Source organism: Vibrio sp. L5-1 (assembly GCF_021728315.1).
Taxonomy (GTDB): domain Bacteria; phylum Pseudomonadota; class Gammaproteobacteria; order Enterobacterales; family Vibrionaceae; genus Vibrio; species Vibrio splendidus_K.
This window is the reverse complement of the sequence record NZ_JAKKCQ010000009.1, coordinates 133437-146744: the sequence shown is the minus strand read 5'-3', so window position 1 is coordinate 146744 and position 13308 is coordinate 133437. Positions and strand designations below refer to the sequence as shown.

Genomic DNA, 13308 nt, shown 5'->3' with positions numbered 1-13308 from the left:
TAATGCCAGGTGACAACGTTCAAATGACTGTTGAGCTAATCGCTCCAATCGCAATGGACGAAGGTCTACGTTTCGCAATCCGCGAAGGTGGCCGTACAGTTGGTGCTGGTGTTGTAGCTAAAATCTTTGCATAAGATTTGACGAACCACTAGTAAAAAGGGCATCATTTGATGCCCTTTTTCTTCGCTGAAAAAAGAGTTGGATGTTTTGGCATCAATTTTAGCTCTCAGCAAAGAATTAAACGGTCTTTTTGACTAAAATGACTGTTAGATGTGTTGTTTTGCAACGCAAAGGAATGTGCCCTGCAACAGCGGGGTTATTGTCGTCTATATTTAAGACTTATCACAGGTTGGTTTTATGAAAGCAAACGCTGAAACTCCTGATAGCTCAGGTGCAGCAGATACAATGAAGTGGGTAGTCGCTTTTGTACTGTTGGCTGCTGCTGTTGTGGGTAATTACCTGTATGGTGAATTGTCTGTTGTAATTCGCGCTGCAGGTGTAGTTGTGCTGATTGCTGCCGCACTAGGCGTTGCAGCAACAACAGTTAAAGGTAAAGCTGCGATCGATTTTGCAAAAGAATCTCGTATGGAGATTCGTAAAGTTGTTTGGCCTACTCGCCAAGAAACTATGCAAACTACATTGATCGTTTTAGCTGTATGTATTGTTATGTCTCTAGTGCTTTGGGGAATTGACGGCATTATGGTCCGTTTAGTTTCTCTAGCGACTGGGGTGTAGAGGGTTCTGATTCATGAGTGAAGCTCCAAAAAAACGTTGGTATGTAGTTCAAGCCTTTTCTGGCTATGAAGGTCGTGTATCTCAATCGCTACGCGAACATATTAAAATGCACGACATGGAAGAGTTCTTTGGTGACGTTTTAGTACCTACTGAAGAAGTAGTGGAAATGCGTGCAGGTCAACGCCGTAAAAGCGAACGTAAGTTCTTCCCTGGCTACGTATTAGTGCAAATGATCATGAATGATGAATCATGGCACTTAGTGCGCAGTATTCCTCGTGTTATGGGCTTCATTGGTGGTACCTCTGATCGTCCTGCACCAATCACTGACAAAGAAGCTGATGCTATCTTGAACCGTCTAGAGAAAGCGAGCGAGTCTCCACGTCCTAAGACAATGTTCGAAGCGGGTGAAGTGGTTCGTGTGAACGATGGTCCGTTTGCTGATTTCAACGGTACAGTTGAAGAAGTAGATTACGAGAAAAGCCGCATTAAGGTATCTGTATCGATCTTTGGTCGTGCAACACCGGTTGAGCTTGAATTTGGTCAAGTTGAAAAGCTAGACTAAAACTCTAATCTTTGAACAAGCTGTGGATAAATACTTCATAAGTTGTTCAAAATAAAAGAGTATAAAAAACCACCTTTTTAGGGTTGTTAAAGGCGCGAATTATGATTATAATTTCGCGCCTTTTTGCTTCTATCGAAGTAAGAAAGAGTTAATTGAAATTAAGGGGAGCTTGCCTTAGGGCTAGCGCATGTACCCAAAAATTAGGAAATATCATGGCTAAGAAAGTTGAAGCTTATATCAAACTGCAAGTTGCAGCTGGTATGGCAAACCCAAGTCCACCGGTTGGTCCTGCTCTAGGTCAACACGGCGTGAACATCATGGAATTCTGTAAAGCGTTCAACGCAAAAACAGAATCTGTTGAGAAAGGTCTACCTACTCCAGTAGTAATTACTGTTTACAACGACCGTTCTTTCACGTTCGTAACTAAGACTCCACCTGCTGCTGTTCTTCTTAAGAAAGCTGCTGGCGTTAAGTCTGGTTCAGGTCGTCCAAACACTGAGAAAGTTGGTACTGTAACTGACGCTCAAGTTCAGGAAATCGCAGAAACTAAAGCTGCTGATATGACTGGTGCTGACATCGAAGCAATGAAGCGTTCTATTGCTGGTACTGCTCGTTCAATGGGCCTAGTGGTAGAGGGATAAGATCATGGCAAAACTTACTAAGCGTATGCGCGTAATCCGCGACAAAGTTGAAGTAACTAAAGAATACGAAATCAACGAAGCTGTTGCTCTTCTTAAAGAACTAGCGACTGCTAAATTCGTTGAGTCTGTAGATGTTGCTGTTAACCTAGGCATCGATGCTCGTAAATCTGACCAAAACGTACGTGGCGCAACTGTGCTACCTCACGGTACTGGCCGTGAAATCCGCGTTGCTGTGTTCACTCAAGGTGCAAACGCAGAAGCAGCTAAAGCAGCTGGCGCAGATATCGTTGGTATGGAAGATCTTGCTGAGCAAGTGAAAAAAGGCGTAATGGACTTTGACGTTGTTGTTGCTTCTCCTGATGCAATGCGCGTTGTTGGTCAACTAGGTACAATCCTAGGTCCACGCGGTCTAATGCCAAACCCTAAAGTTGGTACTGTAACTCCTAACGTTGCTGAAGCGGTTAAGAACGCTAAAGCTGGTCAGGTTCGTTACCGTAACGACAAGAACGGTATCATCCACACTACTATCGGCAAAGCGTCTTTCGAAGCTAACCAGCTTCAAGAGAACCTAGAAGCACTTCTAGTTGCTCTTAAGAAAGCTAAGCCTTCTTCAGCGAAAGGTACTTTCCTGAAGAAAGTAAGCATCTCTACTACGATGGGTGCTGGTGTTACTGTTGATCAAGCTAGTCTTGACACTCAAGCAAACTAATTTGCTTTGGCGCAGATTTAGTGTATACTTCTGCGCCTAATATTTGTGGTTGGGTGGTTTTTGAAGCAATTCATAACTGTCTATCCCAAGACCGTAGGCGCTGAACCTTTTAAGGTGAAGCTTAATAAAACCTACGTAGGCGATGTTGTCGTTTGAAATGAATTTATTCATTTTTGAATAACATCGTAAACGCTCAATGTATTTTATATTGAGTGCTGTAATCACAACCAGAGGTTAATCCAAATGGCTTTAAATCTTCAAGACAAAAAAGCAATTGTTGCTGAAGTCAACGAAGCAGCCAGTGGTGCACTTTCTGCAGTTGTAGCTGACTCTCGTGGCGTTACTGTTGGCGCGATGACTTCTCTACGTAAACAAGCTCGCGAAGCGGGTGTTTACATGAGAGTTGTTCGTAACACACTAGCACGCCGTGCAGTAGAAGGTACTGAGTATGAGTGTCTACAAGACACATTTACTGGTCCTAGCCTACTTGCGTTCTCTAACGAGCACCCTGGTGCTGCAGCGCGTCTTTTCAAAGACTTCGCTAAAGAGAACAAAACATTCGAGATCAAAGCTGCTGCATTTGAAGGCGCAGTTACTGATGCTGATGTACTAGCGACACTACCAACTTACGACGAAGCTATCGCACGCCTAATGATGTGCATGAAAGAAGCTTCTGCTGGCAAGCTGGTTCGTACTATCGCTGCTGTTCGCGACCAAAAAGAAGAAGCTGCGGCATAAGCCTTGCTTTTCACTGGTTGCTATTTAAACTTATTGTTGACTTAAAAGAGAATTGTTATGTCTATTACTAACGAGCAAATCCTAGACGCAGTTGCAGAAATGTCTGTAATGCAAGTTGTTGAGCTTATCGAAGCTATGGAAGAAAAATTCGGTGTTACTGCTGCTGCTGCAGTTGTAGCTGGTGGTGCTTCTGCTGAAGCTGCTGCTGAGCAAACTGAATTCGACGTTATCCTTACTGCTGCTGGCGCTAACAAAGTACAAGTTATCAAAGCTGTACGTGGCGCAACTGGCCTAGGTCTTAAAGAAGCTAAAGGTCTTGTAGACTCAGCTCCTGCAGCGCTTAAAGAAGGCGTTGACAAAGCTGAAGCTGAAGCTCTTAAAGCACAGCTAGAAGAAGTTGGCGCTTCTGTTGAAATCAAGTAATTATTACTTAATTTCCTAGCCGCAAGGCTATTGGCTGGTGGTTTATTAACCACCGGCCTTTTTGCGCTGTAGGGCTATGACGAATTTCCCGCTGTTTAACCGTCATAATCCGAGCAAAAAAACAGTCATTTTTTCGAAATGATTGTTCAACTACAGTAAACAGCTGTTTGTCACCGCCCCCTCTGAAGAGTGTTTTGGGTGGTTTGGGTCACTTATCAGCGAGCTGAGGAACCCCATGGTTTACTCTTATACCGAGAAAAAGCGCATCCGTAAGGATTTTGGTACTCGTCCACAAGTTTTGGACATTCCATACCTGTTATCGATCCAGCTTGATTCTTTCGATAAATTCATCGAACAGGATCCAGAAGGTCAATACGGTCTTGAAGCTGCTTTCCGTTCTGTATTTCCAATTCAGAGCTACAACGGCAATTCTGAGCTGCAATACGTTAGCTACCGTCTTGGTGAGCCAGTTTTTGACGTTAAAGAATGTCAAATCCGCGGTGTAACTTACTCAAAGCCACTACGCGTAAAACTACGTCTAGTTATCTTTGATCGAGACGCACCAGCAGGCACTGTAAAAGACATTAAAGAGCAAGAAGTCTACATGGGCGAAATTCCGCTTATGACAGACAATGGTACTTTCGTAATTAATGGTACCGAGAGGGTTATCGTATCCCAGCTGCACCGAAGCCCAGGCGTGTTCTTCGACAGTGATAAGGGTAAGACCCACTCATCAGGTAAAGTTCTTTATAACGCACGTGTAATTCCTTACCGTGGCTCATGGTTAGACTTTGAGTTCGATCCTAAGGATAACTTATTCGTACGTATCGACCGTCGTCGTAAGCTACCTGCATCGATTATTCTTCGTGCACTTGGTAAATCGACTGAAGAGATCCTAGATCTGTTCTTCGACAAGGTGAACTTCGAAGTTAAAGACCAAACTCTACTTATGGAGTTGGTTCCTGATCGTCTACGTGGTGAAACTGCGTCATTCGACATCGAATCAAACGGTAAAACTTACGTTGAGACTGGTCGTCGTGTTACTGCTCGCCATATCCGTCAACTTGAAAAAGATGGCGTTGAGCACATCGAAGTACCAGTAGAGTACATCGTTGAAAAGATTGCTGCGAAAGATTACATCAACGAAGCAACTGGCGAGATCATCGTTGGCGCAAACCAAGAGATTAGCCTAGAAGCACTTGCTAACCTGTCTCAAGCAGGTCACAAGACTCTAGAAGTGCTGTTCACGAATGACCTAGACCATGGTCCATTCATGTCAGACACTCTACGTGCGGATAGCACAGTAGATCGCATCTCTGCATTGGTAGAAATCTACCGCATGATGCGCCCTGGCGAGCCACCAACGAAAGAAGCTGCAGAATCATTGTTCGAAAGCCTATTCTTCTCTGAAGATCGTTACGACCTATCAACTGTAGGCCGTATGAAATTCAACAGCTCTATCGAGCGTGAAGAAGAAGAAGAGCGCGGTACTCTGGATGAATCAGACATCATCGAAGTGATGAAGAAACTGATCGGCATCCGTAACGGTATTGGTGAAGTGGACGATATCGACCACCTTGGCAACCGTCGTATCCGTTCTGTAGGTGAAATGGCAGAAAACCAATTCCGTGTTGGTCTAGTTCGTGTAGAACGTGCCGTTAAAGAGCGCCTAAGCCTTGGTGACCTTGATGCAATCATGCCTCAAGATCTTATCAACGCTAAGCCGATCTCTGCTGCAGTTAAAGAATTCTTTGGCTCTTCACAGCTTTCACAGTTTATGGACCAAAACAACCCATTGTCAGAAGTTACGCACAAACGTCGTATCTCTGCTTTAGGTCCTGGTGGTCTTACTCGTGAGCGCGCAGGCTTCGAAGTACGTGACGTTCACGTAACTCACTACGGTCGTCTATGTCCGATCGAAACGCCTGAAGGTCCAAACATCGGTCTAATTAACTCGCTATCTGCGTTTGCACGTTGTAACGATTACGGTTTCCTAGAAACTCCGTACCGTCGTGTAGTAGATGGTGTAGTAACAGAAGAAGTTGATTACCTGTCTGCAATCCAGGAAGGTCAATTCGTAATCGCGCAAGCAAACACTATTCTTACAGAAGAAGGTACGTTTGCAGATGAGCTAATCACAGCTCGTCAGAAAGGTGAATCTGGTCTTCACCCACGCGAGCACGTTGACTACATGGACGTTGCGACAAACCAAGTAGTATCTATCGCTGCTTCGCTTATCCCGTTCCTAGAACACGATGATGCGAACCGTGCATTGATGGGTGCCAACATGCAACGTCAAGCGGTACCAACACTTAGAGCTGATAAGCCTCTAGTAGGTACTGGTATTGAACGTAACATCGCAGTTGACTCTGGTGTTACAGCGGTTGCTAAACGTGGTGGTCAAGTTCAGTCTGTAGACGCTTCTCGTATCGTAGTTAAGGTTAACGAAGATGAATTGGTACCTGGCGAAGCTGGTATCGATATCTACAACCTAACTAAGTACACGCGTTCGAACCAAAACACATGTATTAACCAACGTCCAACTGTACTTCCTGGTGAACCAGTTGCACGCGGTGATGTTCTTGCTGATGGTCCTTCAACTGACCTTGGTGAACTTGCTCTTGGCCAAAACATGCGTATCGCATTCATGCCTTGGAACGGTTACAACTTCGAAGACTCGATCTTAGTATCTGAGCGCGTAGTTCAAGAAGACCGTTTCACGACAATCCACATTCAAGAACTATCTTGTGTGGCTCGTGATACTAAGCTGGGTTCTGAAGAGATCACAGCTGATATTCCAAACGTAGGTGAGTCTGCTCTGTCTAAACTAGACGAGTCAGGTATCGTTTACATTGGTGCTGAAGTTAAGGGTGGCGACATCCTAGTTGGTAAAGTAACCCCTAAAGGTGAAACTCAACTGACTCCTGAAGAGAAGCTACTACGTGCTATCTTCGGTGAGAAAGCGTCTGATGTTAAAGATACTTCTCTACGTGTACCAAACTCTGTTTCGGGTACTATCATCGATGTACAAGTCTTCACTCGCGATGGCGTAGAGAAAGACAAACGTGCACTTGAAATCGAACAGATGCAGCTTAAAGAAGCTAAGAAAGACCTAACTGAAGAGTTCCAAATTCTTGAGGGTGGCCTTCTTAACCGTGTTAAAGCTGTACTTCTGTCTGGTGGTTACTCTGAAGCTAAGCTTGATACTATCGGTCGTAAGCAATGGCTAGAGCAAGTTCTAGAAGACGATGCGCTACAAACACAGCTTGAGCAACTTGCTGAGCAGTGGGATGAGCTAAAAGCAGACTTCGATAAGAAGTTTGAAACTAAGCGTCGTAAAATCACTCAAGGTGATGATCTAGCGCCTGGCGTTCTTAAGATTGTTAAAGTTTACCTAGCGGTTAAACGTCGTATCCAGCCTGGTGATAAGATGGCCGGTCGTCACGGTAACAAAGGTGTAATCTCTAAGATTAACCCTGTTGAAGACATGCCATACGATGAGAAAGGTCAGCCTGTAGACATCGTACTTAACCCGCTGGGTGTACCATCGCGTATGAACATCGGTCAGATCCTAGAAGTTCACTTAGGTTTGGCTGCGAAAGGTATCGGTGACAAGATCAACCAAATGGTTAAGGAACAACAAGAACTGCATAAGTTCCGTGAGTTCCTACAGAAGGTTTATGATCTTGGTGATACTCGTCAGAAAGTTGATATTGCTGAACTGTCTGATGATCAAGTTCGTACACTGATTAAGAACCTACGTGGCGGTCTACCGATTGCTACTCCTGTGTTCGACGGTGCTTCTGAGTCTCTAATCAAAGAACTACTTAAACTGGGTGATCTGCCAGAATCTGGTCAGCTTAAACTGTTTGATGGTCGTACTGGTGATTCGTTTGAGCGTCCTGTAACTGTTGGTTACATGTACATGCTGAAACTGAACCACTTGGTTGATGACAAGATGCATGCTCGTTCAACTGGTTCTTACAGCCTAGTAACTCAGCAACCACTTGGTGGTAAAGCTCAGTTCGGTGGTCAGCGTTTCGGTGAGATGGAAGTATGGGCACTAGAAGCATACGGTGCTGCATATACTCTACAAGAAATGCTAACAGTTAAGTCGGATGACGTTAACGGCCGTACTAAGATGTATAAGAACATCGTAGATGGCAACCATAGCATGGAACCTGGCATGCCAGAGTCGTTCAACGTACTGTTGAAAGAGATTCGCTCGCTAGGTATCAACATCGAGCTAGAAGACGAAGAGTAATCCCTCTTTTTTATAAAGAAGATTGGATTACTTGGTAAAGGGGGCTCACTTTAGTCGGTGAGCTCCTTTAACTCCTTACAGGAGCTGAACGTGAAAGACTTATTAAACTTTCTAAAAGCACAGCATAAGACCGAAGAATTTGATGCAATCAAAATCGGTCTATCTTCACCAGACACGATCCGTTCGTGGTCTTTTGGTGAAGTTAAAAAGCCAGAAACAATTAACTATCGTACGTTCAAACCTGAACGTGATGGTCTGTTCTGTGCACGTATTTTTGGTCCAGTTAAAGACTACGAATGTCTTTGTGGCAAATACAAGCGCCTGAAGCACCGTGGTGTTATCTGTGAGAAGTGTGGCGTTGAAGTTACACAAACTAAAGTTCGTCGTGACCGTATGGGCCACATCGAGCTTGCTTCACCAGTTGCTCACATCTGGTTCCTAAAATCACTACCGTCTCGTATCGGTCTACTAATGGATATCCCTCTGCGTGATATCGAACGTGTTCTTTACTTCGAAATGTACGTAGTAACTGAACCGGGTATGACTGATCTAGAAAAATCTCAGATGCTTACTGAAGAAGAGTACCTGGATCGTCTAGAAGAGTGGGGTGACGAATTCACTGCTAAGATGGGTGCTGAAGCGATCAAAGATCTGCTTTCAACAATGGACCTTCATCAAGAAGTGGAAGAAATGCGCGAAGAGTTGGAAACAACTAACTCTGAAACTAAGCGTAAGAAAGTTACTAAGCGTTTGAAGCTAGTTGAAGCGTTCATCTCGTCAGGCAACAAGCCTGAGTGGATGATCCTAACTGTACTTCCAGTGCTACCGCCAGATCTTCGTCCTCTAGTTCCTCTAGATGGCGGTCGTTTTGCGACTTCAGATCTGAACGACCTTTACCGTCGTGTGATCAACCGTAACAACCGTTTGAAGCGTCTTCTAGAGCTAGCGGCTCCAGACATCATCGTACGTAACGAAAAGCGTATGTTGCAAGAGTCTGTTGATGCCCTTCTAGATAACGGTCGTCGCGGTCGTGCGATCACGGGTTCTAACAAGCGTCCTCTGAAATCTCTTGCTGATATGATCAAGGGTAAACAAGGTCGTTTCCGTCAGAACCTTCTAGGTAAACGTGTAGACTACTCTGGCCGTTCTGTAATCACAGTAGGTCCATACCTTCGTCTACATCAGTGTGGTCTTCCTAAGAAGATGGCACTTGAGCTGTTTAAGCCGTTCATCTATAGCAAGCTAGAGACTCGTGGCATGGCTACGACAATCAAAGCTGCTAAGAAAATGGTAGAGCGCGAAGAGGCGATCGTTTGGGATATCCTAGACGAAGTTATCCGTGAACACCCAGTACTGCTTAACCGTGCACCTACACTTCACCGTCTAGGTATCCAAGCGTTTGAACCAGTACTAATCGAAGGTAAAGCGATTCAGCTTCACCCACTAGTGTGTGCGGCATACAACGCCGACTTCGATGGTGACCAAATGGCTGTACACGTGCCTCTAACTCTAGAAGCACAGCTTGAAGCTCGTACCCTAATGATGTCGACGAATAACATTCTGTCGCCAGCATCAGGTGATCCGATCATCGTACCTTCTCAGGACGTTGTATTGGGTCTTTACTACATGACACGTGACAAGATCAACGTGAAAGGTGAAGGTATGTACCTTGCTGGCCCTGCTGAGGCTGAAAAGGCATACCGTACTAAGACTGCTGAGCTACATGCTCGCGTTAAAGTACGTATCACTGAAACAGTAGTAGACGAAGACGGCAATAGCACAACGAATACTGGCCTAGTAGATACGACTGTAGGTCGTGCAATGCTATGGCAGATCGTTCCTAAAGGCCTTCCGTACAGCATCGTTAACCAAAAGTTAGGTAAGAAGCAGATCTCTACTCTTCTTAACGAGTGTTACCGTAAGCTTGGTCTAAAAGATACAGTAGTATTTGCTGACCAAATCATGTACGCAGGTTTCGCATACGCGGCTCTTTCTGGTGTTTCTGTAGGTATCAACGATATGGTTGTTCCTCAAGCGAAATACGACGAGATTGAATCTGCTGAAGAAGAAGTTCGCGAAATCCAAGAGCAATTCCAATCTGGTCTTGTTACTGCGGGTGAGCGTTACAACAAAGTTATCGATATCTGGGCATCTACGAATGACCGCGTTGCGAAAGCAATGATGGATAACCTGTCTTCTGAAACAGTTATTAACCGTGACGGCGAAGAAGAACAGCAAGAATCGTTCAACAGCATCTACATGATGGCCGACTCGGGCGCACGTGGTTCTGCAGCTCAGATTCGTCAGCTAGCAGGTATGCGTGGTCTGATGGCGCGTCCAGATGGTTCAATCATCGAAACGCCGATCACTGCGAACTTTAAAGAAGGTCTAAACGTCCTTCAGTACTTTATCTCAACGCACGGTGCTCGTAAGGGTCTTGCGGATACAGCACTGAAAACAGCAAACTCGGGTTACCTAACTCGTCGTCTAGTAGACGTTGCTCAAGATGTTGTAGTACACGAACATGACTGTGGCACGCATGAAGGTATCGACATGATGCCTCACATCGAAGGTGGTGACGTTAAAGTTGCACTTTCTGAGCTTGCTCTTGGTCGTGTTGTTGCTGAAGATGTTCTTAAGCCTGGTACTGAAGATGTACTGATTCCACGTAATACTCTGATTGATGAGAAGTGGTGTCAAATCATGGAAGATAACTCAGTAGATAGCATGAAAGTGCGCTCTGTAGTTACCTGTGATGCAGACTTCGGTTGTTGTGCACAGTGTTACGGTCGTGACCTAGCACGTGGTCACCTAGTGAACCAAGGTGAAGCAGTTGGTGTTATCGCTGCACAATCTATCGGTGAACCGGGTACGCAGCTAACGATGCGTACGTTCCACATCGGTGGTGCGGCATCTACTGCAGCAGCAGAGAACAGCATCCAAGCTAAGACAACTGGTACTGTGAAGCTTCACAATGCTAAGTTCGTAATTAACAAAGATAAGAAACTGGTTATCACTTCTCGTGCATCTGAGATGACGATTATTGATGAATTCGGCCGTACGAAAGAGAAGCACAAACTTCCTTACGGTTCGATGCTAACCAAAGGCGACAACGCAGCAGTTACTGCTGGTGAAGTTGTAGCTAACTGGGAAGCGCATACCATGCCAATCATCACTGAGGTGGCAGGTCGTATCCAATTCGTAGATATGATCGATGGTATTACAGTTTCTCGTAACACTGACGATCTAACGGGTCTTTCTTCAAGTGAAGTTACAGACGCAGCAGCTCGCCCAGCAGCAGGTAAAGATATGCGTCCAGCTATCAAACTTGTTGATGAGCAAGGTAACGATGTAATGATCCCTGGTACTGATATGCCAGCTCACTACTTCCTACCTGGCAAAGCGATTGTAAACATCGAAGATGGCGCTGAAGTTGGCATTGGTGACACACTATCTCGTATCCCTCAAAAATCGAGCGGAAACAAAGATATCACCGGTGGTCTACCACGCGTAGCTGACCTATTCGAAGCTCGTAAGCCTAAAGAGCCTGCGATCCTTGCTGAGCACACAGGTACTGTGTCTTTCGGTAAAGAAACGAAAGGTAAGCGTCGTCTAGTAATCACTCGTGAAGGCGGTGACGCTTACGAAGAGATGATTCCTAAGCATCGTCAATTGAACGTGTTCGAAGGTGAGAAGATTGAACGTGGTGATGTAATCGCCGACGGTCCTGAAACTCCACACGATATCCTGCGTCTACGTGGTATCCACGCAGTAACTCAGTACATCGCGAACGAAGTTCAAGAAGTTTACCGCTTACAAGGCGTAAAGATTAACGATAAGCACATTGAGACTATCGTTCGTCAAATGCTACGTAAGTGTACAATCACTCATTCTGGTGACTCTCCGTTCCTACCTGGCGAACAAGTTGAGTACCACAATGTTAAGATTGCTAACCGTAAGCTAGAAGCTGAAGGTAAAGAACTAGTACGTTTCGAACGTGATCTACTAGGTATTACTAAAGCATCTCTTGCAACTGAGTCATTCATCTCAGCTGCATCGTTCCAAGAAACGACTCGCGTACTAACAGAAGCTGCGGTTTCTGGTAAGCGTGATGACCTTCGCGGTCTGAAAGAGAACGTAATTGTTGGTCGTCTGATCCCAGCTGGTACTGGTTTCGCATACCACCAAGAGCGTCAAAAGCAACGTGAAGAAGAGCAAGAAGGTCCTTCAGCTGAACAAGCTACTGACAATCTAGCAGCACTTCTAAACGCTGGTTTCTCTTCAGAAGAGTAAGCTCTACGAGTAGTCTCTAAGAGATAAGAAAAGGCACCTTCGGGTGCCTTTTTTGTATCTGGCGTATAAGTGTTTAACGAGAGGCTTATCGATTCGAAGTTGATAGGTATGCTTGCTTGTCGATTGCTTGGCTGGTGGACTTAGTCGATAGTACTTTCTCTAAGGCAGCTTGCGTGTTTACAGGGAGGCGCTGAGGATGAAACTGGTGGAAGTGTTACGTCGGGTTATCGCAAAACATCAGAGTAGGGACGAACCAATAGGCTCTGGTAAAAGAGTTGGATGTGTTAGGTCACGCTACAGACAAAACAAAAAGCTTGCACAGAGGCAAGCTTAGAAGGTGTCAAGCCATTAAGCTCCTGGTGGAACCGCTAGGCTGTCGGCAATTTGTTGTATCAGCTGGTCTTCAACCGCAAACCTAGCCTCAAGAATCTCACCTATAAGTGACAGCTCACTATCAAAGCTTTCTAATGTATCACTAGCTTCAATGGCGGCGTACTTATCGGTGAAGTTGAGCAGAGGGTCCGTGGTAAGGACGATATGACCATAAGACTGGTTGATTTCGTCTGTTGCTTTGAAGCCAGTAGACTGCCATTTGTCCATCACCATGTCATAGATTTTGAAATGACCTTCGGAGATGTAATCAACAAGGTGTTGGCTGAATTTTTGGAGTTCTTCTGGAGAAGGCAGTTCGGTGATTGCCGTTGCTTTCGACGATGAAGGCTGTAGAGCGGCAAGCTTACAATACTCAACGATTAGAGACTGTCGAGTTTCGAGCCAATGATCGATGACCTCATTAGAGCCACCCCATTGTTCTTGTATTTGTTTGAATTTATTTAGCATGACCATGTCCTCATGATCTGATCACAACCTTGTGATCATGGTAATTGCCTAAGCAAGGTCCGTTTATTGGTAACTACTAAAAGTAATAGCTTGAAATATTCTC

9 protein-coding genes and 1 pseudogene are annotated in these 13308 nt (G+C 45.0%); 9 read left to right on the top strand and 1 reads right to left on the bottom strand.

Going from position 1 to position 13308, the window contains the following annotated elements; translation table 11 throughout:
* The 9 genes and pseudogenes from tuf to rpoC all read left to right on the top strand — a co-directional run.
* Positions 1 to 134 (top strand): annotated as a pseudogene (gene tuf / locus L3V35_RS22490) (elongation factor Tu); the annotation flags it as partial.
* A 223-nt stretch (positions 135 to 357) separates the two neighbouring features.
* Positions 358 to 735 (top strand): preprotein translocase subunit SecE, encoded by a 378-nt coding sequence (gene secE / locus L3V35_RS22485; protein WP_017073785.1) that lies wholly within the window; start codon positions 358 to 360, stop codon positions 733 to 735.
* Between the two features lie 13 nt (positions 736 to 748).
* On the top strand, positions 749 to 1297 hold the full coding sequence (nusG, locus tag L3V35_RS22480; RefSeq protein ID WP_012605006.1) for a transcription termination/antitermination protein NusG: 549 nt from the start codon (positions 749 to 751) through the stop codon (positions 1295 to 1297).
* A gap of 212 nt (positions 1298 to 1509) precedes the next feature.
* A complete protein-coding gene (rplK, locus tag L3V35_RS22475) occupies positions 1510 to 1938 on the top strand; it encodes a 50S ribosomal protein L11 (RefSeq protein ID WP_010435555.1) in 429 nt (142 codons plus the stop codon).
* Between the two features lie 4 nt (positions 1939 to 1942).
* Positions 1943 to 2647, top strand: coding sequence for a 50S ribosomal protein L1 (gene rplA, locus L3V35_RS22470; protein WP_017077557.1), 705 nt, complete (start codon positions 1943 to 1945; stop codon positions 2645 to 2647).
* A 243-nt stretch (positions 2648 to 2890) separates the two neighbouring features.
* Positions 2891 to 3385 carry a 50S ribosomal protein L10 gene (gene rplJ, locus L3V35_RS22465; protein ID WP_017077558.1) on the top strand — a complete coding sequence of 165 codons (495 nt, stop codon included), beginning with the start codon at positions 2891 to 2893 and terminating at the stop codon, positions 3383 to 3385.
* Positions 3386 to 3442: 57 nt separating this feature from the next.
* A complete protein-coding gene (gene rplL / locus L3V35_RS22460; RefSeq protein WP_054548256.1) occupies positions 3443 to 3808 on the top strand; it encodes a 50S ribosomal protein L7/L12 in 366 nt (121 codons plus the stop codon).
* Between the two features lie 235 nt (positions 3809 to 4043).
* Positions 4044 to 8072, top strand: a complete 4029-nt coding sequence (rpoB, locus tag L3V35_RS22455) for a DNA-directed RNA polymerase subunit beta (protein ID WP_029222057.1) — start codon at positions 4044 to 4046, stop codon at positions 8070 to 8072.
* Positions 8073 to 8162: 90 nt separating this feature from the next.
* Positions 8163 to 12365: a DNA-directed RNA polymerase subunit beta' gene (rpoC, locus tag L3V35_RS22450; RefSeq protein WP_029222058.1), complete on the top strand. Its 4203-nt coding sequence runs from the start codon at positions 8163 to 8165 to the stop codon at positions 12363 to 12365.
* Positions 12366 to 12713: 348 nt separating this feature from the next.
* Here the strand turns inward: rpoC and L3V35_RS22445 are convergent, their stop codons facing one another.
* Positions 12714 to 13211, bottom strand: a complete 498-nt coding sequence (locus tag L3V35_RS22445) for an Rsd/AlgQ family anti-sigma factor (protein ID WP_054548255.1) — start codon at positions 13209 to 13211, stop codon at positions 12714 to 12716.
* Positions 13212 to 13308 lie beyond the last annotated feature (97 nt).